Genomic DNA, 23,162 nt, shown 5'->3' on the forward strand with positions numbered 1-23,162 from the left:
CGACCGGCCCCGGCGATAGAATGATTGGCCGCTATCGTCGAGCTTCGGTTCGAGCGGCTTGCACTCCCCCAAACGCCTCGCGGTTCTGAAACGCCTCCATGTGGATTGTCCAACTCGCGCTGCGACGGCCGCTGACGTTCATCGTCCTCGCCCTGCTGATCCTGCTGGCCACGCCGTTTACGCTCATGCGTACGCCAACGGACATCTTTCCGGAAATCGACATTCCGGTCGCCAGCATCATCTGGAACTACAACGGCCTGCCTGCCAAGGAGATGGCCGACCGCATCGTCTCTGTGACGGAGCGCAGCCTGACGACCACCGTCAACGACATCGAGCACATCGAGTCGCAATCGCTGGGCGGCATCTCGATCATCAAGGTCTTCTTCCAGCCCAACGCCAACATCCAGACCGCGCTGGCGCAGATCGTGGCGAGCACGCAGGCGCAAGTGCGGCAGCTGCCGCCGGGCACCACGCCGCCGCTGGTGATCAAGTATTCGGCGTCGAGCATTCCGATCCTGCAACTGGGGCTGTCGTCCAACACACTGTCGGAGCAGGAGCTCAATGACGCGGCGCTGAACTTCCTGCGGCCGCGCCTGATTACCGTGCCGGGCATCGCCGTGCCGTTTCCGTACGGCGGCAAGAGCCGGCAGATCACGGTGGACCTCGATACGCAGAAGCTGCTGGCGCAGGGCCTGACGCCCGTGGACATCGTCAACGCGGTCGGCGCGCAGAACCTGATCCTGCCGGCCGGCACGCAAAAGATCGACGCCACCGAATACGGTGTCACGCTCAACGGCACGCCCGGCAGCATCGCTGCGCTCAATGCGATTCCGGTCAAGACAAGCAACGGCGCCACGCTCTACCTGGGCGATGTGGCCAACGTCCGCGACGGCTTCTCGCCGCAGACCAACGTGGTGCGCCAGGACGGCCAGCGCGGCGTGTTGCTGTCCATCCTCAAGAACGGCGGCGCGTCTACGCTCGATATCGTCAACGACATCTACAAGCTGCTGCCGACCGCCGCCGCCGCGTTGCCGCAAGACCTGAAGATCACGCCCCTGTTCGACCAGTCGCTGTTCGTCAAGGCCGCCATTGAAGGCGTGATCCGCGAGGCGCTCATCGCCGCGTGCCTGACCGCCGCCATGATCCTGCTGTTCCTCGGCAACTGGCGCAGCACGGCCATCATTGCCGTGTCGATTCCCTTGTCGATCCTGTCGTCGATCATCGTGCTGCACCTGCTGGGCGAGACCATCAACCTGATGACGCTCGGCGGCCTGGCGCTGGCGGTGGGGATTCTGGTGGACGACGCCACCGTCACCATCGAAAACATCGAGCGCCACCTGCACGAGGGCAAGGAACCCATCACGGCCATCCTGGATGGCGCGGCCGAGATTGCCGTGCCGGCCTTCGTGTCCACGCTGTGTATCTGCATCGTGTTCGTGCCGATGTTCTTCCTCACGGGCGTGGCGCGCTACCTGTTCGTGCCGATGGCCGAGGCGGTGATCTTCGCGATGCTGGCGTCGTACGTGCTCTCGCGCACGCTGGTGCCGACGCTGGTGATGATGCTGATGACCGGCCACGCCGAGGACACCAAAAAGCCGGGCCCCATGCGCCGTATCTACGAGCGCTTCAACACGCAGTTCGAGCACATGCGCGGCAACTACGCCGCCATTCTGGGCGGGCTGCTGGAGCACCGCCGCGTGTTTGCGCTGTCGTTCCTGGGTTTTTGTGTGGCGTCGTGCGCGCTGTACTTTGCGCTCGGCCGCGACTTCTTCCCCGATGTCGATGCCGGCCAGATCCGCCTGCACATGCGCGCGCCTTCTGGCCTGCGCATTGAAGAAACCGCGCGTCTGGCGGATGAAGTGGAAACAGCCATCCGCGAGATCATCCCCAAGAAAGAGCTGTCGACCATCCTCGACAACCTGGGCGTGCCGAACTCGGGCATCAACCTGTCGTACAGCAATGCCGGCACGATCGGCACGCTCGATGGCGAAATCCTCATCGCCCTGCACGAAGGCGAGCGCAAACCCAGCGCCGAGTACATCCGCCGCCTGCGCGAAGAGCTGCCCAAGCGCTTTCCCGGTGTGGAGTTCGCCTTCCAGCCGGCAGACATCGTCAGCCAGATCCTGAACTTCGGTTTGCCCTCGGCGATTGACGTGCAGTTCTCCGGCGCCGATGTGGCAACCAACCAGCAGTTGGCCGGCATCCTGGCCAACCGTATCAAGCAGATTCCGGGCGCGGTGGATACGCATGTGCACCAGCGCTTCGACCAGCCGACGCTGGCGCTCAACATGGACCGCACACGCATCCAGCAGGTCGGCCTGGAAGGGCGCGACGTGGCGCAGAACCTGCTCGTGTCGCTCAGCTCCAGCTTTCAGACCTCGCCCACGTTCTGGCTGAACCCGCTCAACGGCGTGGTGTACCAGGTGGCGGTCACGAGCCCGCAATACCGCGTCGATTCGCTGGATGCGCTGCTGCGAACGCCCGTGGCCAGCTCGCGTGGCGGCGCTGCGCAGGCCGGCGGCCCGCAACTGCTGGGCAACCTCGTGCAGGTGAGCCCCGGCGTCCAGCCCCAGGTGGTCTCGCATTACGACATCACGCCGGTGGTGGATGTGTACGCGTCCGTGCAGGGGCGCGACCTGGGGGCCGTCGCCCGCGAAGTGCAGAAGGCCGTTGACGACATCCGTCCCAAGCTGCCGCGCGGCGCGCAGGTGACGGTGCGCGGTCAGGTAAAGACGATGGAATCGTCCTTCCTCGGCCTGGGGCTGGGCTTGGTGATGGCGATCGTGCTGGTGTACCTGCTGATCGTCGTGAACTTCCAGTCGTGGGTGGACCCGCTCATCATCGTGACGGCCCTGCCGGCGGCGCTGGCGGGCATCGCGTGGATGCTGTTCGTGACGGGGACGACGCTGTCGGTGCCATCGCTCACGGGCGCGATCATGACGATGGGGGTGGCGACGGCCAACTCGATCCTGCTGATCTCATTTGCGCGTGAGCGGCTGGCCGAAGGCATTGCACCGGTGCAGGCCGCGCTGGAAGCCGGTGCCACCCGCCTGCGCCCGGTGCTGATGACGGCGCTGGCGATGATCATCGGCATGGTGCCCATGGCACTGGGCCTGGGCGAAGGTGCCGAACAGAATGCGCCGCTGGGGCGCGCGGTGATCGGCGGTCTGCTGTTTGCGACCGTCTCGACCCTCTTCTTTGTTCCGGTGGTGTTTGCCAGCGTGCACAACCGATTGCAGCGGCGCGCCGCCCGACGCGGTAACGACTTGCGGGGAAGCGAAGGACATGTCTGAACCAACATCCGGCGCCCAGCCTGGGCACCATTCGGCACACATGGCGGACGGCCCGCCGCACCACGTCGTCACGGTGGACCCGATCGAGCAGGTGGACCGCGGCCCTGCCATGCGCCGCGCCCGCTGGGTCGTCATCGTCGTGGCCGTGCTGCTCGCGCTGGGCGCGGCACGCACGCTGATCAACCGCTACACCAACGCGCATGCGCTGGAGCGCCAGGTGAGCGCGCAGACCAGTCGCTACGTCAACACCACCGCGCCCAAACCCGCCAAGGCCAACCGCGAGCTGACGCTGCCGGGCACGCTGCAGGGCTATGTCGAATCACCCATCTACGCACGCACCAGCGGCTACGTGCTGCGCTGGTACAAGGACATCGGCGCGCATGTGGACAAGGGCGAAGTGCTGGCGCTGCTCGACACGCCCGAAGTCGACCAGGAACTGAACCAGGCCCAGGCTGCGCGCAACCAGGCGGCCGCTCGCCGCGCGCTGGCGCAGACATCCCTCACGCGCTGGCAGAACCTGCGCCAGAAAGATGCGGTCTCGCAGCAGGAGCTGGACGAGCGCACCAGTGCCGCCAACCAGTCACAGGCCGACCTGGCCGCTGCCGAAGCGAATGTGCGCCGCCTGCAGGAACTGCAGGGTTTCCGCCGCGTGGTCGCGCCGTTTGCGGGCGTGGTCACCAAGCGCAACGTCGACGTGGGCGCACTGGTCAACGCCGGAAATGCGGGCGCCAATCGCGAGCTGTTCACGCTGGCGCAGACCGATCCGCTGCGCATCTATCTGTACGTCCCGCAGGCGTATTCGCAGCAGGTGAAGGTGGGGCAGGACGTGGCCGTCACGCTGGCCGAGCTGCCGGGACAGACCTTCCACGGCACCATCGCCCGCGCTTCGGGCGCCATCGATGCCGCCACACGCACCATGCAGGTGGAAGTGCAACTGCCGAACAAGGAGGGCCGCCTGCTGCCGGGCGCGTATGTGCAGGTCGCCATCAAGGGCAAGACTACCGGTGCCGACGTTGATACCAACGCTGACGCCAGCGCATCCACCGCCTTCATCGTGCCGACCAACACGCTGCTGTTCCGCAAGGAAGGTCCGCGCATTGCCATCGCACAAAACGGCCGCGTCGACCTGCGCCCCGTCACCATCGGGCGTGACTACGGCCGCACGGTCGAGATCGTCTCCGGTCTCAAGGCGACCGATGCGCTGATCCTCAACCCGGCCGATTCCATCGAGCAGGGCGAAGCGGTGACCATCGTCGCGCCCGCACCGGCTTCGGTACCCGCGGCATCGGCGCCGCACGCATCATGAGCCGGCAACCCCGGCTGCACGCCACCGCGCTGGCGGCCTCGTTGATCGTCTCGCTGTCGGGCTGCTCGCTGGCGCCAACGTACGAGCGCCCGGCCATGGACGTGCCCGCGCACTGGCAGACCGAGGCGCCATGGCGCGCCGCGCAGCCCGCCGACGCCGCGCCCAAGGGCCCATGGTGGCAGCGCTTCAATGATCCGCAGCTCGACAAGCTGATCGCCCAGGCGCTGCAGCAAAACCAATCGCTGAAGGTGGCGCTGTCAAACCTGGAGCAGGCGCAGGCGCAAACGCGCGTGGCACGCGCCAGCCTGTTGCCGACCATCACGGCCAGCAGCAATGACGGCCGCACGCACACTTCGGCGGAACGCCCGCTGGCGTCATACACCAGCCCGACCATGTCGACCGTGCAGAACGACTTCGTGGTGCGCGCCGACGTGAGCTACGAAGCCGACCTCTTCGGCCGCGTGCGCAACACCGTCGCCAACGCCGCCGCCAGCGAAGAACAGGCCGGCGCCAACTACGAGAACTTCCGCCTGCTGCTTGCCGCCCAGGTGGCCACCACCTGGTACAACCTGCGCGAAACCGATGCGGAAATCGCCGTGGTGCAGGAGGGCCTGGCCCTGCAGCGCAAGGCACTCGACTTCGTCAACTCGCGGCACCAGGACGGCGTGGCCTCGGGGCTGGACCTCGCGCAGCAGCAAACACTCGTCGACAGCACTGCCACACAGGCCGAGCTGCTGACCAAGCAACGCGCGCAGTACGAGCACGCGCTGGCCACGCTGGTGGGCACGCCCGCGCCCGCCTTCCATATCGATCCGGCGCCGCTCCAGGGCACGGCGCCGCAGATTCCGGTGGCGCTGCCCTCCGATGTGATCGAACGCCGCCCAGACGTAGCCGCCGCCGAGCGGGGTGCCGCCGCCGCCAACGCGCAAGTGGGTGTGGCGCGCGCGGCGTTCTTCCCGAGCGTCATGCTGAACGGCGGCGCCGGTTGGGAAAGCCGCGATCTGGCCCTGCTGCTCTCGGCGCCCACGCTGCTGTGGTCGTTCGGTACGCAGATTGCGCAGACGGTGTTCGACGCCGGCCGCACGCGGGCGCGTGTGGACGTTGCCAATGCGGCCTACCAGGGCGCGATCGCCAACTACCGGCAGACCGTGCTCGGTGCGTTGCAGGAAGTGGAGGATGGTCTGGCGGGGCTGCAATCGCTCGACCGCGCCGCAAGCCAGGCCCGCTCGGCCGTGGCCAGCGCCCGCAAGGTCTACGACATTGCCAGCGTGCGCTACGAGGGCGGGCTTGCAACGTCGCTGGACGTGATCACCGCGCAGCAATCTCTACTGAACAACCAGCGCACAGCGGTGCAGATTCTCGGCCAGCAGATGACGACGAGCGTGTTCCTCGTCAAGGCAGTGGGCGGCGACTGGAACCACGCCGCCACGCCGCCGACGGCACAGCGTTAAGCGTTAGGCAATGCGGCGCAGGAAGCGCGCGCCCACAAACAGGCCGGCAAGCCAGCTCAGCGTCAGCGCCACCACAGCTAGCGCGTGAAGAAGCACCGTGGCCTGGCCACCGGGCGCGCGCAACGCCAGCGCCAGCACTGCAGCCATGAGCATACCCGCCGTGATCAGGCTGACCAGCAGCGCACCCAGCGCCGATGCCACCGTGCGCACCAGAGGCGGATGCACATGCGCCGGCGGACACAGCACCGACATGCGGGCACGCACATAGGCGGCCGTCCGGGCGCGGTCGGTGTCATCGGCGTGATGGCGCATCACGTGCACCCAGGTTTGCGTATCGAGCACCCCCGAGCTCAGCTCCTGCGTCACGCGACGCAGCGCGGCGCGTTCGCGCGCATGGTCGGTGGCATCGGTGGGCGTTTCATTGAGATTAGGCCGGTCGAACACGGCCGGCACTGCCGCCGGGTCATTGGCCCGCACGGCGTGCCCATAAGTCGCCCGCACGCGGCGCGAGCGCACGATGTACACCATCGACACCACGGGCGTCAGCAGCTGCAGCGCCAGCAGCACCGCGATCCCGGCGTCGGCGGGCGTATAGCCGAACGCGTACACGTTCCAGTGCCGCATCCAGAACGCCGTCACCAGCGCTATCGGAAGCTGCAGCGCGCAATACGCGAACCAGAGCATCGGAAACCACCGCACGAGCATGAACGCCACCGTCACCAGCCCGAGCGGGACGAGGAGCCACAACAACCCCAGCGGCAACCTGCCCAACAGGCCGCCGCTAGAAAGCGTTGCGACCAACGCAAGGATGATCGCCACAACAGGCAGCGTGTTGAGCCAAAGCAGCGTCAGCAGCCAGCCGCGCACGCCATAGAGCCGATGCGCCCGCGCGCGCGCCGCTGATATCGCAATCCAACTTCCGTGCATGAAGCTCCCCATCCGGGCCCGCCATGCTTCGCGCGTTGGCGGCACATGGCATTTCACTTTCGGCGATTGTGTCATCGGGGCAAAGCGGATGCTCCCCTCAAGAGTGGGGACAGAACCACATTGTCGTGAATGTCTTGCCGAAGCCAACGCTGGCAACGGGTTGCGAGTAATTAGCCGGTCTTAATTCTGATGTTGAAATTGCTGACTGTTGTTTCGATGCCTGAAAACTGCCCCGGGACAACGGAGCGTCTGCATGTCTGCCCCGCATACCGGCCCCAACCATTTGCATGCGATCGGAAGTGCCGATGTCCTTACACTCGCGGCATGCTGGTGGACCGCGCTACCATCGGCACTCCGTTCCCTCACGTTTCCGAATTCCCATGTCCGACATCCAACGCCTGCACACCAACGCCCGCATGAGCCAGATCGTGATCGCCAACGGCATCGTGCATCTGGCGGGCCAGGTGCCTGACGTCGATTTCAAGTCAGTCACCGAGCAGACCAACAACATCCTCGCGCGCATCGACACACTGCTGGCCGAAGCCGGCGTCGACAAGACGCGCCTGATCTCCGCCAACATCTGGCTGACCGACGCCAAGCACTTCGCCGAGCTGAATGCCGCGTGGGAGGCCTGGGTGCCGGCCGGCCACGCCCCCACGCGCGCGTGCGTGCAGTCCGGCCTGATGCGCCCGGGCATCGACGTGGAGATCGCCGTCACTGCGCTGGCCAAGGGCTAAGGAGCCACCGGCCATGCGCTTCGACACCCTTGTGCTGGGCGCCGGCATTGTCGGCGTATCGGTGGCGGTGCATCTGCAGAAACGCGGGCGTGCCGTTGCCCTCGTGGATCGCCGTGCGCCGGGCTTGGAGACGTCGTTCGGCAATGCGGGGCTGATCCAGCGCGAGGGGGTGTATCCGTATGCGTTCCCGCGTGACCTGCCGACGCTGCTGCGCTATGCCACCAATACGTCGGCGGACGTGCATTACCACCCGGGCGATCTGCCCCGGCTGCTGCCCTTCCTGTGGCAGTACTGGCGCAACTCGCACCCGGCGCGGCATGCCGCCATTGCACGGGCGTATGCACCGCTCATCGCGCACAGCGTGAGCGAGCACCGTGCGCTGGCGGAAGCGGCCGGCGCGATGCATCTGATCCGCCCGAGCGGCTGGATCAAAGTCTTCCGCAATGCGGCCACGCAGGACGAAGAAACCCGCGCCGTGGAGCGCTGGCAGCGCGAATACGGCGTCGCGTTCGAGGCGCTCGACCCCGCGCGCCTGCGCACCGTCGAGCCGCATCTGGACCCGTCGCTACTGGGCGGCCTGCGCTACACAGAAGCCGATTCGGTGAGCGACCCCAACGCGCTGGTGACAGCCTACGCAACGTATTTCCAGCAGCTCGGCGGCCAGCTCATTGAGGCCGATGCCAACACGCTGACACCCAACGCGCCGTGGCTACTGCAAACCAAGGCGGGCGAGCTGCGTGCCGACGACGTCGTCATCGCCATGGGCCCGTGGGCGGATGTATTCACCACACGCCTGGGCTACAGCCTGCCGCTGGCCGTCAAGCGCGGCTATCACATGCACTACGCGCCGGCGCAGGGTGCGCAGTTGAACCACCCCGTGCTCGATGCCGACGGCGGCTACGTGCTGGCCCCGATGGCGCGCGGCATCCGCCTGACCACCGGCGCCGAACTCGCGCACCGCGATGCGCCGAAGACGCCGGTGCAGCTGGAAGCCGTCGAACCCGTCGCGCGCAAGCTCTTCCCGCTGGCCGAGCGCGTAGATGCCGAACCGTGGATGGGCGCCCGCCCCTGCACGCCGGACATGCTGCCGATCATTGGGCAAGCACCGCACCACCCGAGCCTGTGGTTCGCATTCGGCCACGCACACCACGGCCTGACGCTGGGCCCGATCACCGGGCGCTTAATTGCAGAAATGATGACGGGCGAGACCCCCTCTGTGGATACTCGCCCGTTCCGTGCCCAACGCTTCTGGGATTCAGCGCGCTAGTCCGGCAAGGCCCGCCCTAGAACTCCATATCCAGCTCATCAATATCCTCCTTCTCGGCCTTTGCCCCGGCAATCCATTCGGCGACATGCGGGTGCGCAAGCACGCGCATGCAGTACTCGGCGATCTCCGGGTCCAGCTTGACGTCGTAGGTCAGGAATCGCATGACGACGGGCGCGTACATCGCGTCGGCCATGCTGATCTCGCCAAACAGCCAGGGGCCGCCGTACTGTGCGAGGCATTCGCGCCAGATGAGCGTGATCCGCTCGATATCGTGCTGCGCGCGCGACCAGATGCGGAAGTTCGGAAAATGTGCGCGCAAGTTCATCGGCAGTGCGGAGCGTAGAGCGCTGAAGCCCGAATGCATCTCGCCGCAGATCGAGCGGCAATGTGCGCGGGCATGCCGATCGGCGGGCAGCAGTTTGGCCTTGGGCGAGAGTTCGTTGAGGTATTCGGCAATCGCCAGCACGTCCCATACCTTGCGGCCCTCGTGCGTGAGGCACGGCACCAGAATCGACGGCGATAGCAGCAGCAATTCCGCGCGCGATGAGGCATCGATCGGCACGCTCACCGTCTCGAACGGCAAGCCGCTCAGCTTGGCGAGCAGCCAGCCGCGCATCGACCACGACGAATAATTGCGGCTGCTGATGGTGAGCGTGGTCAGGTCGGCGGATTTCATCTCGGTCCCCTGGTTATCTCGTTTTCCACCCCGTTTTCCAATCCGGTGCATGGCCGGCGCCAGGCACCTTGTCGGTGCGCCGTCTGCACCCGTGCGCTGCAAGAGCGCAGGCCACGCCGCGCCCGCATGGACGCCGCGCAAGGCCTATGCCAGTCAGCGACAACGCGACGGCGGCGCAACGACAGCACGCATGCGGGTTCACGCCCACGGGCACCTGAGTTGGCACACGTATTGCCTGCTTCGCTCGACTGCCTTGACGTGTCCTGCGACGCAATCGCCATGAACCTGCTCGCGTATCCCCTCTACCAGTGGCTCTCCGAATGCGTGCGGCCCGCGCGGGCATGGGCCTCGTTTGCACGGCTGGCGATGGCGCACTGGCCGCCATCGACCGAGCACCCGACTGGCCGCGCACTCGATGCCTGGCTCGAACTGCTGGAATGCAGCGCGATCACGCACCGCCGCCCGTCGTTCGGCATCGACAGCGTTGAGGTCGATGGTCAGACGGTGCCGGTGGTGGAAGACACCGCCATGCAAACGCCGTTCGGCACCCTCGTGCATTTCCGCAAGGCCACGCCCACCCCGCAACCGCGCGTGCTGGTTGCCGCGCCCTTGTCTGGGCACTTCGCCACGCTGCTGCGCGGCACGCTGCGCACGATGCTGGCCGATCACGACGTGTATGTGACGGACTGGCACAACGCACGCGACATTCCGGTGTCAGCCGGGCGCTTCGGCTTTGATGAATACGTCGGCCACCTGATCGACTTCATCCGCCACATCGGCCCGGACGCACACGTGCTGGCCATCTGCCAGCCGACCGTGGCCGCGCTGTCGGCGGTCTCGCTCATGGCCGCCGACAACGACCCCGCGCAGCCCGCCAGCCTCACGCTCATGGCCGGCCCCATCGATTGCCGCGTGGGCCCAACCGCGGTGAACGAACTGGCCAACAGCAAGCCGATCGAATGGTTCGAGAAAAACCTGATCGGCGTCGTGCCGCCCGGCTTTGTGGGCGAGCAGCGCCGCGTGTATCCCGGCTTCGTGCAGTTGAGCGCGTTCATGTCAATGAATTCGGATCGCCACGCGCAGTCGTTTGAAGAGATGTACTACCAGCGCGCCAAGGGCGACCCTGCCAAGGCAGACACGATCCGCGCCTTCTACGACGAGTACCTCGCCACGTGCGACCTCACCGCCGAGTTCTATCTGGAAACGGTCGAGAAGGTGTTTCAGCAATACGCACTCCCGCGCGGCGAGTTGATGGTCGGCGGCCGGCTGGTTGAACCGGCGGCAATCCATCGCACGGCGCTGCTGACGGTCGAGGGCGAGAAGGACGACATCTGCGCGGTCGGGCAAACCGTGGCCGCGCAAGACCTGTGCTCCGGGCTGCCGCCGTATCTGAAGACACACCATGTGCAAGCCGGTGTGGGGCACTACGGCGTGTTCAACGGCAGCAAATGGGAAAAGCAGATCTACCCGATCGTGCGCGCCACCATCCACGACAACGAGCCCTTCGACGCTAGCACCACCGCCAGCGGCGACGCAGACAGCGCCCACCGCGTCACGCTATGGGCGCTGCTCAATGCACAAACGCCGAGCCAGGCCGTCACGCGCGGGCGCTCGCGCAAGATGGCGGTCACACACTGACGCCCGGGTCGGTGTCAGCGAGACGTAATTTCGAAGGGCGAGTATCGAACCACGAGCGGGTCATGCTCCATCGACGTTGATCGATTCATGGAGGGTTGCGATGAACACTCACACCACGGAGTCCCAACGCGCTTCGGGCCTGTTGCATCCGGGCGGCAACCCCATCCGCCTTAATACGGGCGACTTCGTTGCCATCGATCGCCGCCAGAATGCCAAGTACGAGGCGACCTATCGGCCGCAGGCGCTGTACAGCCGCGCCGACGAAGGCTTTGCCGCCAACAACGAAGCGTTCCTGCTGCATGAAGTCGCCACCAACCGGCCGATCTACCTGGAAGACACGGGCCCGACCGATTTCCACACACATCTGCCGCCGGGCGCCTTTCAGTTCGTGCTGGTGACATCGGGCGTGTTTACGTTCGACTACGATGGCCGGCTGCATTACGTCGGCCCCGGCTCGGTGATCCTGCAAAGCGCGATCGTGCATCGGCAGCTTTTCTACACGTGGTCGGGCCTGTCCACGGAAGACAACTTGAGCACGCCGCAAACCGTGGTGCCCGACGCGCTTTCCATGGGTTGCTCGGGCAAGTTTCTCGAAGCGTTCATCACCGATCCGACCACGTTTCCCAACCCCACGATTGTGCCGCCGCCACTGATCAACGAAGCCGAAACGCCGCGCATCGCCTGGAGCCACCCGGTGCATGATCGGCCGGCAGGTGCAGGCTTCTGGGTGCAAGACCCGCTGGAGTTGAACGCGCTCTACAGGCCGTTGGCCGGCGGTTCCATCCGATCGCCCGAACCGGTGTACGTGCGTGATACCGGCATCGAAGCGCCAAGCGGCCAGCTTGTGACAGGACACCTCATCGCCACCGACCCGCGCGGCCAGTCGAGCCTGCCCAAGAGCCAGGCGGGCGCGGTGGACGCGGCTTCCTTCTCGAAGGGCGAGGTGGTCATCTATCGCGTCATTCGCGGCACGGCCGAATTCAAGGACGGCGCGGGCAAGGTGTTTGAGCTGACCGCCGGCGACGTGCTGACGGCAGGCCAGCATTCGGCCGCGCTCGTGGGCATGGGCGAAGACACGCAGATTCTCCGGCTCGGCCTGCTGCAGAACATCGAGCAGTTGCGTAGCTGGACGCGTGCGCAATGCGAAGAGATCGACGGTTTGGCGAGCCGCATCATTACCAGGACCGAGACGCGCCCGCAGCGGACCGAAGGTAAGCCGGTCGGGTATCTCTACGAAGCGGTCTCCGCATCCAACGGAAACACGGGCCGCATCAACGTGGCAAACGGAAAGCGGCTGTAGTCCGAACTCGTCACGCCACCGCCGTCGCACTCCACCACGGCCTTGGCAATCGGCACGAACACGGGCCGGCAATACATGCGCGACTTCAAAAGCACGAAGCGCGCGGCATGCGGATCCACGCCGATGTGCGTGAAGATGCCGAGATCCCAATGTTCCTGCGGCGTTTCGGTGACAACCACCTGCGCTGCGCCGATGTCGAGCAACGCGGTGCGGCCCATGCGAATGCGCTGGCCGGTGTAGGTGGGCCCGGTGATGGTGTATTCGCCATCGCTGATGGCGGCGACCTTGCCCGTCAATACACGTGAGACCGGGTACACGCCCAATTGCGTGAGCGGTACCTTGTCACCCACCGGCAGCGTGACGGTGGCGCCGACACCTGCGTCGATCATCGCGGCGACGGCCTCGGGGTCGCACACGGGCCCGACGGCGATGCCGGTCAACCCCTGCTTCAACGCTTCGTGCAGAACGTGCATGTCGTCGCACGTGCCGCCAGACATGCAGTTGTCGCCGTGGTCGAGCAGCAGCACGGGGCCTTTGCCAGGTTTGTCGGCCAGTGCAGCTGCGCGTGCGATCGATTCGGCCAGAGGTTCCGAGCGGTAGACGAAGCCTTCGCGGTCAGCCCAGATGGCATCGGCAATGCGCTGGGCGGCGGCGTCAGCGGCTTGTGCATCGCCATTGCCAACCACCACGATGGACAGGCACGGCGCGGCAATGTCCGCCAGCCCGAAGCCGGCCAGGATCGACACGGCCAGCATGCCGTCCTGCTCGGCCTGCCGGGCCAACGCCACGGCGCGGTGCATGGCCCCTTCGTCGGTACGACTGCGCAGCGTGTGCGTGACCATCGGCAGGCGGCGCCATGCGAGCACGGGGTTGGCGCGGCCGGACAGTTTGTCGAACAGCAGGCGCCCTGCGTGCTCGCCCGTCTCGTACATGTCGACGTGCGGATACGTCTTGAAGCTGACGGCAATGTCCGCCAGGTCGATGAACTTCTGCGTGAGGTTGCCGTGCAGATCGAGCGCCACGGTGATCGGCACATCGGGCACCACGGCGCGCAGGCGTTCGAGCAGATCGCCTTCGCCGTCGTCACTGTTCTCAGCGACCATCGCGCCGTGCAGGTCCAGCATCAGCGCATCACACCCCGGCGCAGCCGCGACGATGGCATCGCACAGCGTGGTGTATGCCTCGGCGGCCACGCGCCCGCTCGGGTTGGCGCCGGCGATGACGGGCACGACGATTTCCGCGCCCGCCGCCTCGGCCAGGTCGATGAAGGCACCGGCCGCCGTGCGCGTGCCCTTGGCGGCACGGTAGGCGTCGGCACCGTAGTGCGGGTGGAACGATGCCAGCGGCGTCGGCACTGGCGAGAACGTGTTGGTCTCGTGATTGAAGCGGGCGATCAGGATGCGCATGGGCGTGTGCCGGTTATGAGCGGCCGGCGGCTTGCAGCATGGCGTGCAGGAGCACGTTGCAGCCGGCTTCCAGGTGTTCGGGGCGGGCGTCTTCGATCTCGTTGTGGCTGATGCCGTCCTTGCACGGCACGAAGATCATCGCGGTGGGCGCCACGCGGGCGAGGTAGACGGCGTCATGGCCTGCGCCGCTGATCACATCCATCTCTGACAACCCGAGCTGCCGTGCGCCGTTGCGCACGGCGCTCACCAGCGCCGCATCAAACGGTTGCGGCGGGAAGTACACGACCTGCTTGAGTGCGATGTCGATGCCGCTGCGTACGCGTAGTTCCGCCACGGCGGCGTGCAGCGCGGCATCCATGTCGGAGAGCACGGCATCGTCCGCTGCACGCAAGTCAATCGTCATCGACACGCGGCCCGGAATCACGTTGCGCGAATCCGGATGCACGCTGAGGCAGCCCACGGTCGCCCGGGCGTGCGGCGGCCGCTCCAGCGCGATGCGGTTGGCAATGCCGACGAGTTCTGCGGCGGGCAGCAGCGCATCGCGGCGCAGCTCCATGGGCGTGGGACCGGCGTGGGCTTCCATGCCGGTCAGGACCACGTCGTACCAGCGCTGGCCAAGCGCGCCCGTCACCACGCCGATGGTGGTGGCGTGCGCCTCCAGCACAGGCCCTTGCTCGATATGCGCTTCGAAGTACGCGCCGACCTCCCGGCCGCCGACCGCTTCGGTGCCCGCATAGCCGATGCTGCGCAGCGCATCACCCACGGCCACGCCGTCGCGATCCTGTGCAGCCAACACCATGTCTAACGCAAATTCACCGATGAAGGCGCCGGAGCCCATCATCACCGGCACGAAGCGCGAGCCTTCTTCGTTGGTCCACACGGCCACTTCGATGGGCGCTTCGGTTTCGATGCCCGCGTCGTTGAGCGTGCGCACGACCTCGATGCCCGCGAACACGCCGTAGTTGCCGTCGAACTTGCCGCCGGTGGGCTGCGTGTCGATGTGGCTGCCGGTCATCACCGGCGGCAGTGCATTGTTGCGTCCCGGGCGGCGCGCGAAGAGGTTGCCGATGGCATCCACGTGCACGGTGCAGCCGGCGGCTTCGGCCTGTGCGACAAAGAAGTCGCGGCCCTGGCGGTCGAGATCGGTCAGCGCCAGGCGGCGCACTCCGCCCTTGGGCGTGGCGCCGATGCTGGCCTGCTGCATGAGCGTGTCCCACAGGCGCGCGCCATTGATGCGCAAGGTGGTGTCGAGAGTCGTTGTTGTCATGAGAGTTCCACTCAAGCGGCCAGGCCGACGCCGAGGTAGCGGTCCTTGATCGCATCGTCGGCGCGGAAGGCGTCGTTGCTGCCGGTGTAGACCACGCGGCCCTGTTCGATGATCACGTGGCGATCGGCCAGTTGCGTGCAGACCTCCAGGTTCTGCTCGACCAGCAGGATGGACACGCCCGCCTGCTTGATCACCTTCAACTGCGCGACGATCTCTTCCACGATGACGGGCGCGAGGCCCTCCACCGGCTCGTCGAGCATCAGCAGGCGCGGGTGATTCATCAGCGCGCGGCCGATGGCGAGCATCTGCTGCTCGCCGCCGGAGAGATTCGCGCCACCATTGCGCCGCCGTTCGTGCAGGCGCGGAAAGATGCGGTAGATGTCGGTCAGCTGCCACGGCGAATCGCGCCGCGCACCGAGCTTCAGGTTTTCTTCCACCGTCAGCAGCTTGAAGATGCCGCGATGCTCGGGCACCAGGCACAAGCCCTGCGCGGCAATGCGGTGCGCGGGCTGCCCGGCAATGTCCTTGCCGCGGAAGCGCACGTGCCCACGCGGCGTCACCACGCCGGCAATCGCCTTGAGCGTGGTCGACTTGCCCGCGCCGTTGCGGCCGAGCAGCGTCACCAGTTCGCCCTCGCCCACCGACAGCGCCACACCTTGCAGCACGTGGCTTTTGCCGTAGTAGCCGTGCAGGTCTTCAACGTCGAGGATCGTCGTCACTTCTTGCCTCCCGTGATCATGTTGCCGAGGTAGGCGGCACGCACGCGTGGGTCGGCACGCACGGCATCGGGTGTGCCCTCCATCAACACCTTGCCCTGCTGCATGACGGTGATGGTGTCGGAGATGTCCATGACGATGTCCATGTTGTGCTCGATCAGGACGACAGTGTGGTCCTGCGCCAGGCCACGGATGAGTGCCTTCATAGCGGGCAGGTCGTCCACGCCCATGCCGGAGGTCGGCTCGTCGAGGAAGATCGCGCGCGGCTTGGCGGCCAATGCCATACCCACTTCCAGCCGGCGCTGCTGGCCATGCGAAAGCGCGGCAGCCGGTGTGTCGGCCAGGCGCGGCAGTTCGAGCCGGTCGAGCACGCTGTCCACCGTATCGGTGCAGGCCAGATCGCCTTGCGGCAAACGCCAGCCATGCATGGCCCGGCGCGGTGTGGTGCCAAGCGCCGCCAGCCGCAGGTTCTCGCGCACGGACAGGCTTGGGAACAGGCTCGTCACCTGGAACGAACGGGCGATGCCGCGCTGCACGCGCTGGTAGTCGGCTTCGCGCGTCACGTCATGGCCATCGAAGACGATGGTGCCGCTGGTGATCATGCGCGTGCCCGTGAGCATGTGGAACAGCGTCGTCTTGCCCGCGCCGTTGGGGCCGATAACGGAGTGCACCGTGCCGGGCAGTACGCGCAAATCCACGCCGCCCAGCGCGGTGAACTTGCCGTACTGCTTGACGATGCCGGTGGCCTGCAGGATGGGCGTGGTGCTCATGCGCGTTCCTCCTGAACTGCCGTTGCGCTGCGCGGCGCGCGCACGCGTTGCCACAGCTTCTGCCCGAGCCCGAACAGCCCGCGCTGCATGAACAGGCTCACCGCAATCAGCAGGAAGCCCAGCAGCATCAGCCAGCGCGGCCACAGGCCGGAGAGCCAGTCCGACAGCAGCACATAGAACGCCGCGCCCAGCACTGAGGCAAACACGTTGCCCGTGCCGCCGATCACGGTCATCACCAGGATCATCTCGCTGACGTGGTAGTCGATGTTCGCCAGCGGCGCGATGCCCGTGAGCATCGCGTGCAGCGCGCCCGCCAGCCCCGTGACTGCGCCCGAGATGACGAACGCCAGCAGCTTGAAGGCCTTGATGTTGTAGCCGACGGCGAGTGCGCGCTCTTCGTTGTCGCGAATCGCCAGCAGCGTGCGGCCGAACACCGATTCCGTCACCCGCTGCACGAGAAAGAACACGACGAGGAACAGCACCGCCACGAACGCGTAGAACGCCCACGGCGAGCCCGCAAACGCAGGGCGCGGAATGTCGAGCAGCCCGTTGTCCCCGCCCGTGAGCGAGGGCGTTGTGTACGCCAGGAAGTAGAACATCTGCGAAAACGCCAGCGTGAGCATGACGAAGTACGTGCCGCGCTGGCGGATGGCAAACCACCCCACCGCTGCCGCGACGACCGCGCCCACAACCACGGCCAAGATGATCGCCACCGGCATCGGCAAGGCGAGCTGTGTGAGCCCGATCCCCACCGCATAGCTGCCCAACCCGAAGAAGATGCCCTGCCCGAACGACAGCAGCCCCGTGTAGCCGAGCAGCAGATTGCAGGCCATCACGGCCATGGCGTAGACCAGCACTTCCGTCGCCAATGTGCCGGAGGTCAGCACCAGCGGCAGCAGCAGCGTCACGCCCAGCGAGAGCCACCAGAAGCGGTAGCGCGAAAACCCTTGTAGCGTGGCTTGCATCATCCCCTCCCCAGCAGGCCGTGCGGGCGCAGCAGCAGCACGGCCGCCATCGCCACATAGATCATCAGCCGCGCGCCTTCGGGCCACAGCGTGCTCATCAGGCTCTGCACGATGCCCACCAGCAGGCCACCGACCAGCGCCCCCGCAAAGCTGCCCATGCCGCCCACCACCACCACGACGAAGGCAATACCGAGAGCCTCCACGCCCATGAAGGGCTCCGCGCCGCGAATGGGTGCAGCCAACACACCGGCCACTGCTGCGGTGGCCGCGCCGAGCGCAAACATCAGGCTGAACAGGCGGAACACGTTGATGCCCAGCAGCGACACCATCTCGGTCGATTCGCTGCCGGCACGCACCGCGCTGCCCAGCCGCGTGCCTTCCAGCAGCCACCACAGCGCCACCGCCAGCACGGCAGTAAAGCCGATCACGAACAGGCGGTACTTGGGGTAGACGAAATCGCCCCACATCACCACGCCCTGCAGCGCATCGGGCGGCGGCACATCCACGCCCAGCGGGCCCCACGCCACAATGATCAGTTCCTGCACCGCCAGCGCCAGCCCCACCGTGATGAGGATGTGGAACTCATGCGCCTGCGCATACACGTGGCGCAGCAGCACCTTCTCCGTCACCCACGCCAGCGCGCCGATAACGACGGGCGCCAGTACCAGCGCCATCCAGAAGTTCATGCCCAGTTGCAGGGCCTGGAAACAGAGATACGCACCCAGCGCATAGAACGCGCCATGGGCGAAATTGACGAAGCGCAACAGCCCGAAGATGATCGACAGCCCTACCGCCAGCAGGAAGTAGAGCATGCCGATCCCCACGCCGTTGACGACCTGGAGCAGGTAGACGTTCATTGGAGTCGCATGCGGGAAGACAACTGCAAGACAACTACGTCGCGGTTGCCCCGCGACGCGCGTAGCGCATCAAGCCAGCTTGCACTGCGTCTGTTCGACCGGTAGGAACGCCTTGCCGACTGACACCACCTCGGCAAAGTCGTCCTTGTCCTTCATGCGGCTCTTGGGCTTGCCCTTGAGCAGGTAGTAGTTCTTGAGCACCTGGTGGTCGGCCGCGCGAATCTCTTCGGGGCCGGTCAGGCCGTCGTACTTCATGCCCTGCAGCGCGGCAATCACGGCCTTCGGGTCGGCAGTGCCGGCCTTGGCCATCGCGTCGAGCAGGATCTTGGTGCAGGTGTACGAACCCGCCAGGCTGTAGTTCGGGTTGGTCTTGAACGCCGCCTGCGTGCGCTTGACCAAGTCACGGTTGGCGGGCGTATCGACGTCGTGCCAGTACTGCGCGCCGAAGTACACGCCATCGCACAGGTCCGCGCCGAGCGATTCGAACTGCTCCAGCCCCGACGCCCACGCCACCAGGATCGTCACGTTCTTCTTCATGCCGAAGCTCACCGCCTGGCGCAGCGTGTCGGACGATTGCGAGCCGAAGTTCAGGATCAGCAGCACGTCGGGCTTGGCAGCCATCGCGTTGGTCAGGTAGCCGCTGAATTCCTTCTCGGTGAGCGCGTGGTAGCTGTTGCCCACGTGCTCGATGCCCTTTTCCTTGAAGATGTTCTTGGCCGCCGAGAGCAGCCCGTCGCCAAACACGTACTGCGGCGTGATGGTGTACCAGCGCTTGGCTTTCGGCATCGATTCGATCAGCGGGCGCACGGTGCGCTCGATGGCGCCGTAGGTCGGCACCGACCAGCGGAAGGTCGCGCGGTTGCAGTCCTTGCCAGTAATCTCATCGGCCCCGGCGGTGGTGATGAACACGCCGCCGAACTTCTCCGCCTCCTTGCCCATCGCCAGCGATTCGGAAGAGAGAATGCCGCCCGCAAAGTAGCGCGCGTTCTTCTGCTGCGCGAGTTCCTGAACCTTGCGCACCGCCGTGGCAGGCTTGCCCTCGGTGTCGAGCACGCTGTAGGCCAACGGCCGGCCCAACACCTTGCCGTATTGCTCCACGGCCAGCTTCATGCCCAGGTCGGCAAACTTGCCGTTGGCGGCAAACGGGCCGGACATCGGCACCGGGCAGCCCAGCTCGATGGCATCGGCAGCAAACGCGGAACGGGCCTGCAGCACCGACGCGGGCACGGCGGACAGCGCCGCCAGTTTGAGCAAGTCTCGACGATTCAAAGCGCACTCCTTGGGTTCGTGTGAATACAGAACAGCGCTTGAGGCAATCTCCAGCGATTCCCTCCGCCATCACCGGCGATGGTTGTCGCCGACCATCACGTCGAGCAAGAACCAGACCAGTTTCTTATATTTGTTATGATAAATAGGCGAAATCATCATAGAAGCCGCATCCGCGCCACGTCAACGACGAAGCCGTCGGTGTTTACGCCAAGGTGTGTACGGGTGAGGTACCGGGCGACGATGCGGAAATGCAGTGCGTGCGCACGATCCAAGGGCATGCATGCACCACGCCGGGCAGCCCCGGGCTGCACAAGCCCGCAGTTAGAATGCGCGCAACAAGGAACGGACATCCATGGCCACACTCGGAGCAGGCAAAACGGCGTCGATCGGTATCCGCAAGCAAAAGCGCGCCGACCTCGTTGCCGAAGAACTCAAGCGGCTGATCACGCAGCGCAACCTCAAGCCCGGAGACAAGCTCCCGCAGGAGGTCAAGCTGCAGGAGACCTTCGGCGTGAGCAAGGGCACCATCCGCGAGGCGCTCAAGTCGTTAGAGGTGCAAGGCCTGGTGAGCGTGAGCACGGGGCCCGCCGGCGGCGGCACCATCGTCGAGGTGCCGCTGGACCGCACCTTCCAGCTCATGCAGAACTACTTGTTCTTCAAGGACATCGGCATTGCCGACGTCTACACCGTGCGTCGGCTGCTCGAGCCGGAGCTGGCGGCCGGCGCCGTGCCGCACCTGACCGAAGACGATTTCCACGCGCTCGAGCACACGATCGATCTGTGCGACCCGGCGTCGGCCAAAGCTGCCGCGCCGCTGGACCAGCGCCAGGAAGACCTGAGCTTTCACGACATCCTGGCCGCCGCCAACCCCAACCCGATGCTGCGGTTCTGCTGCGAGCTGATCAACGAAATGCTGCGGCAGCTGGTGGTGTTCGGCAACGAGACCTCGGCCAAGGACCACGCCAAATTTGGTGCGTCAACCGTCAAGTTCCATCGGCAGATTTACGACGCCGCGCGTGCGCGCGATGCCGAGCGTGTGCGTGAGCTCATGGCCGCGCACATGGAAGACTGCACGCACCACGTCACGCGCATGAACGGCCGCGTGCATGGCCGTCTGGTGCTCGATTCCGAGATGCCGCGCCGCAGTCGTCCGCTCATCGACGAGCATGACCACGAGCACGACGACAGCGACGACAGCGACGACGAGGCGTAACGCGTCAGTAGGTCTTGTAGGGCAGGAACTTGCCGCTCATCACGATGCGCACGCGGTCGCCCTTCGGGTCGGGCTCGCGCGTGAGGTCCATGTTGAAGTCGATCGCGCTCATGATGCCGTCGCCAAACTCCTCGTGGATCAGCGCCTTGAACGTCGTGCCATACACGCTGATGAGTTCATAGAAACGGTAGATGAGCGGGTCCGTCGGCACGGCGCTCGGCAGTGAGCCCTTGTAGGGCGTCACCTGCAGCAGGGCGATGGCCTCTGCCGGCAGCTCCAGCGCAGCACCCACGGCGTTCGCCTGCGCTTCGGTCAACGTCATCTGGCCGAGCAGTGCAGCGGTGCTCCACTCCTTGCTGTGGCCGATCACTTCAGCCAGTTGCGCCCACGTCAGCCGCTTCTTGATCTTCTGCAGGACGATCAGGTCGGTCACATCTTCGCGTTGCATATCGGCTCCTTGGTTGAGAGAAAGAAAGCGCCGCGCAGCATGAGCAAGGTCGATGCCATGCACATAGCGCCGCGCCCATCGCAGGGCTTGCCTGTCCGCCTGCGATTTCCGCATCGCAGCATCCATTCCGTTTTCCTGGCAACGCATTGCAGAGGCGCTTCGGACTAGGGCAAACCCCGAGATTGACAGCGCTGTCAATTGTGGCCATTCTTGCGTCCGTCGGCCCGCCACACTATTCAGAAGAGAACGCCGACACCGCTGTCACGCATGACAGACGGTCCAATATCAGGAGACAGTCCATGGAGCTTGAAGCCGCTCGTCCGGCCGCACGTCGTCAATTCCGCAGCAAGCGCCTTGGCGCATCGGCCATCGCTGCCGCTGTGCTGGCACTCGGTGCTGCCAGCGCCCACGCATATGACGTCACCACCAGCCCCTACCTGCTGGGCGACTGGGGCGGCCTGCGCGCCCGCCTGGCTGAACAAGGCGTGACCTTCAACCTCGGCTACGGCAGCGAAGTCGCGCACAACTTCAGCGGCGGCACCGAGCACCTCACGCGCTACACCGATCAATGGGTGATCGGCACGGCGCTGGACCTGCAGAAACTCTGGGGCTGGAAGGGCGGCACGTTCCAGGCCACCATCACCGACCGCAACGGCCGCAACCTCGGCTCCGACGCAAACATCGGCAACAACATGCTGATCCAGGAAGTCTATGGCCGCGGCCAGACCTGGCACCTGACGCAGTTCTGGCTGAACCAGAAGCTGCTCAATGACCGCCTGGAGATCAAGGCCGGCCGCGTGACGGTGGGCGAAGACTTCTTCTCGTTCTCGTGCGACTTCCAGAACCTGACGTTTTGCGGCTCGCAGCCGGGCAACCTGGTGGGTGGCTACTGGGTGAACTGGCCGACCAGCCAGTGGGGCGCCCGCGCCAAGGTGCACACCTCGGCCGAAACCTACGCGCAGATCGGCGTCTACCAGGTCAACCCGAACTATGTAGATGACGGCTGGGCGCGCCGCAACGGCTGGAAGCTGAACAACCCGGGCGGCACCACCGGCGCGCTGATCCCGCTGGAATTCGGCTGGATGCCCACCATCGAAGGCCGCCCCGGCACATACCGCGTCGGCATCTGGTACAACACGTCCAACGGCAAGGATTTGTACGAAGACGTCAACGGCAACCCGCGCGGCATCACCGGGCTGGATGCCCGCCAGCGCAGCGGCCAGTACGGCGCTTACCTGAACCTGCAACAGCAGATCACCGGCACGCCGGACGGACGCGGCGCCACGGTGTTCCTGAACTTCTCGCAAGCCGATCGCAATACCGCGCAGACCGACCACCAGCTCTCGGTGGGCGTGCAGTACAAGGGCCCGTTCGATCGCCTGCAGGACACCATCGGCTTTGCGGTGGGCGCCACGCACAACAACGGCCGCTTCGCCGATTTCGTGCGCCAGAACAATGCGCGCACCGGCTCGAATGCCGTTGCCGGTGACGGCTACGAGTACGTGAGCGAGCTGTATTACAGCTGGTCGCCGGTGAAGTCTGTGTACTTCCGGCCCAATCTGCAGTACATCCTCCATCCGGGCGGCACCACGCAAAACAAGAATGCGTTCGTGGTCGGCCTGAAGACCGGCGTCACCTTCTAAGAACACCCCTACG

19 protein-coding genes are annotated in these 23,162 nt (G+C 65.8%); 9 read left to right on the forward strand and 10 right to left on the reverse strand.

The genetic code is table 11. The features are described 5' to 3' along the window. The first annotated feature begins 98 nt into the window (after nt 1-98). The 3 genes from NG900_RS20010 to NG900_RS20020 are packed head-to-tail and all read left to right on the forward strand — an operon-like array spanning nt 99 to nt 6,050. The gene (locus tag NG900_RS20010) at nt 99-3,293 is read left to right on the forward strand and encodes an efflux RND transporter permease subunit (protein ID WP_252683110.1); all 3,195 of its coding nucleotides are present in this window, start codon (nt 99-101) and stop codon (nt 3,291-3,293) included. Further along, nucleotides 3,286-4,599 (forward strand): efflux RND transporter periplasmic adaptor subunit, encoded by a 1,314-nt coding sequence (locus NG900_RS20015; RefSeq protein WP_252683111.1) that lies wholly within the window; start codon nt 3,286-3,288, stop codon nt 4,597-4,599. The genes NG900_RS20010 and NG900_RS20015 overlap by 8 nt, the downstream gene beginning before the upstream one ends. Then, on the forward strand, nt 4,596-6,050 hold the full coding sequence (locus NG900_RS20020) for an efflux transporter outer membrane subunit (protein ID WP_252683112.1): 1,455 nt from the start codon (nt 4,596-4,598) through the stop codon (nt 6,048-6,050). Before NG900_RS20015 ends, NG900_RS20020 begins: the two co-directional genes overlap by 4 nt. 3 nt (nt 6,051-6,053) lie before the next feature. On the opposite strand, the gene NG900_RS20025 is transcribed toward NG900_RS20020, so the two are convergent. Further along, on the reverse strand, nt 6,054-6,977 hold the full coding sequence (locus NG900_RS20025; protein ID WP_252683113.1) for a hypothetical protein: 924 nt from the start codon (nt 6,975-6,977) through the stop codon (nt 6,054-6,056). Between the two features lie 380 nt (nt 6,978-7,357). Here NG900_RS20025 and NG900_RS20030 point away from each other — a divergent pair, with 380 nt between their 5' ends. Next, on the forward strand, nt 7,358-7,714 hold the full coding sequence (locus NG900_RS20030; protein ID WP_252683114.1) for a RidA family protein: 357 nt from the start codon (nt 7,358-7,360) through the stop codon (nt 7,712-7,714). Between the two features lie 13 nt (nt 7,715-7,727). Further along, a complete protein-coding gene (locus tag NG900_RS20035; RefSeq protein WP_252683115.1) occupies nt 7,728-8,981 on the forward strand; it encodes an NAD(P)/FAD-dependent oxidoreductase in 1,254 nt (417 codons plus the stop codon). Between the two features lie 16 nt (nt 8,982-8,997). Here the strand turns inward: NG900_RS20035 and NG900_RS20040 are convergent, their stop codons facing one another. After that, nucleotides 8,998-9,657, reverse strand: coding sequence for a glutathione S-transferase family protein (locus NG900_RS20040; RefSeq protein WP_252683116.1), 660 nt, complete (start codon nt 9,655-9,657; stop codon nt 8,998-9,000). Nucleotides 9,658-9,936: 279 nt separating this feature from the next. Between NG900_RS20040 and NG900_RS20045 the strand changes: the two genes are divergently transcribed. Continuing rightward, entirely contained in the window at nt 9,937-11,295 is a 1,359-nt protein-coding gene (locus NG900_RS20045) for a polyhydroxyalkanoate depolymerase (RefSeq protein ID WP_252683117.1), read from the forward strand. A gap of 100 nt (nt 11,296-11,395) precedes the next feature. Beyond that, nucleotides 11,396-12,595, forward strand: coding sequence for a cupin domain-containing protein (locus NG900_RS20050; protein ID WP_252683118.1), 1,200 nt, complete (start codon nt 11,396-11,398; stop codon nt 12,593-12,595). Here the strand turns inward: NG900_RS20050 and NG900_RS20055 are convergent. The 7 genes from NG900_RS20055 to NG900_RS20085 form a co-directional block, all read right to left on the reverse strand. Beyond that, nucleotides 12,526-14,001 carry a M81 family metallopeptidase gene (locus tag NG900_RS20055; RefSeq protein WP_252683119.1) on the reverse strand — a complete coding sequence of 492 codons (1,476 nt, stop codon included), beginning with the start codon at nt 13,999-14,001 and terminating at the stop codon, nt 12,526-12,528. The two genes, NG900_RS20050 and NG900_RS20055, sit on opposite strands and share 70 nt — an antisense overlap. 13 nt (nt 14,002-14,014) lie before the next feature. Beyond that, nucleotides 14,015-15,268, reverse strand: a complete 1,254-nt coding sequence (locus tag NG900_RS20060; RefSeq protein WP_252683120.1) for a Zn-dependent hydrolase — start codon at nt 15,266-15,268, stop codon at nt 14,015-14,017. Nucleotides 15,269-15,279: 11 nt separating this feature from the next. Beyond that, nucleotides 15,280-15,978 carry an ABC transporter ATP-binding protein gene (locus tag NG900_RS20065; RefSeq protein WP_252683272.1) on the reverse strand — a complete coding sequence of 233 codons (699 nt, stop codon included), beginning with the start codon at nt 15,976-15,978 and terminating at the stop codon, nt 15,280-15,282. Between the two features lie 5 nt (nt 15,979-15,983). Next, nucleotides 15,984-16,754, reverse strand: coding sequence for an ABC transporter ATP-binding protein (locus NG900_RS20070; RefSeq protein WP_252683121.1), 771 nt, complete (start codon nt 16,752-16,754; stop codon nt 15,984-15,986). Beyond that, a complete protein-coding gene (locus NG900_RS20075; protein WP_252683273.1) occupies nt 16,751-17,719 on the reverse strand; it encodes a branched-chain amino acid ABC transporter permease in 969 nt (322 codons plus the stop codon). Before NG900_RS20075 ends, NG900_RS20070 begins: the two co-directional genes overlap by 4 nt. Further along, nucleotides 17,719-18,576: a branched-chain amino acid ABC transporter permease gene (locus tag NG900_RS20080; protein WP_252683122.1), complete on the reverse strand. Its 858-nt coding sequence runs from the start codon at nt 18,574-18,576 to the stop codon at nt 17,719-17,721. Before NG900_RS20080 ends, NG900_RS20075 begins: the two co-directional genes overlap by 1 nt. A 69-nt stretch (nt 18,577-18,645) precedes the next feature. Further along, the gene (locus NG900_RS20085) at nt 18,646-19,845 is read right to left on the reverse strand and encodes an ABC transporter substrate-binding protein (RefSeq protein WP_252683123.1); all 1,200 of its coding nucleotides are present in this window, start codon (nt 19,843-19,845) and stop codon (nt 18,646-18,648) included. Nucleotides 19,846-20,197: 352 nt separating this feature from the next. On the opposite strand from NG900_RS20085, the gene NG900_RS20090 reads away from it, so the two are divergent. After that, nucleotides 20,198-21,058: a FadR/GntR family transcriptional regulator gene (locus NG900_RS20090; RefSeq protein WP_252683124.1), complete on the forward strand. Its 861-nt coding sequence runs from the start codon at nt 20,198-20,200 to the stop codon at nt 21,056-21,058. Nucleotides 21,059-21,062: 4 nt separating this feature from the next. Here NG900_RS20090 and cynS read toward each other — a convergent pair whose 3' ends face one another. Next, nucleotides 21,063-21,506 carry a cyanase gene (gene cynS, locus NG900_RS20095; protein ID WP_252683125.1) on the reverse strand — a complete coding sequence of 148 codons (444 nt, stop codon included), beginning with the start codon at nt 21,504-21,506 and terminating at the stop codon, nt 21,063-21,065. A gap of 299 nt (nt 21,507-21,805) precedes the next feature. Between cynS and NG900_RS20100 the strand changes: the two genes are divergently transcribed. Further along, entirely contained in the window at nt 21,806-23,149 is a 1,344-nt protein-coding gene (locus NG900_RS20100; RefSeq protein WP_252683126.1) for a carbohydrate porin, read from the forward strand. Nucleotides 23,150-23,162 lie beyond the last annotated feature (13 nt).

The organism is Ralstonia soli (assembly GCF_023955655.1).
Lineage (GTDB): Bacteria > Pseudomonadota > Gammaproteobacteria > Burkholderiales > Burkholderiaceae > Ralstonia > Ralstonia soli.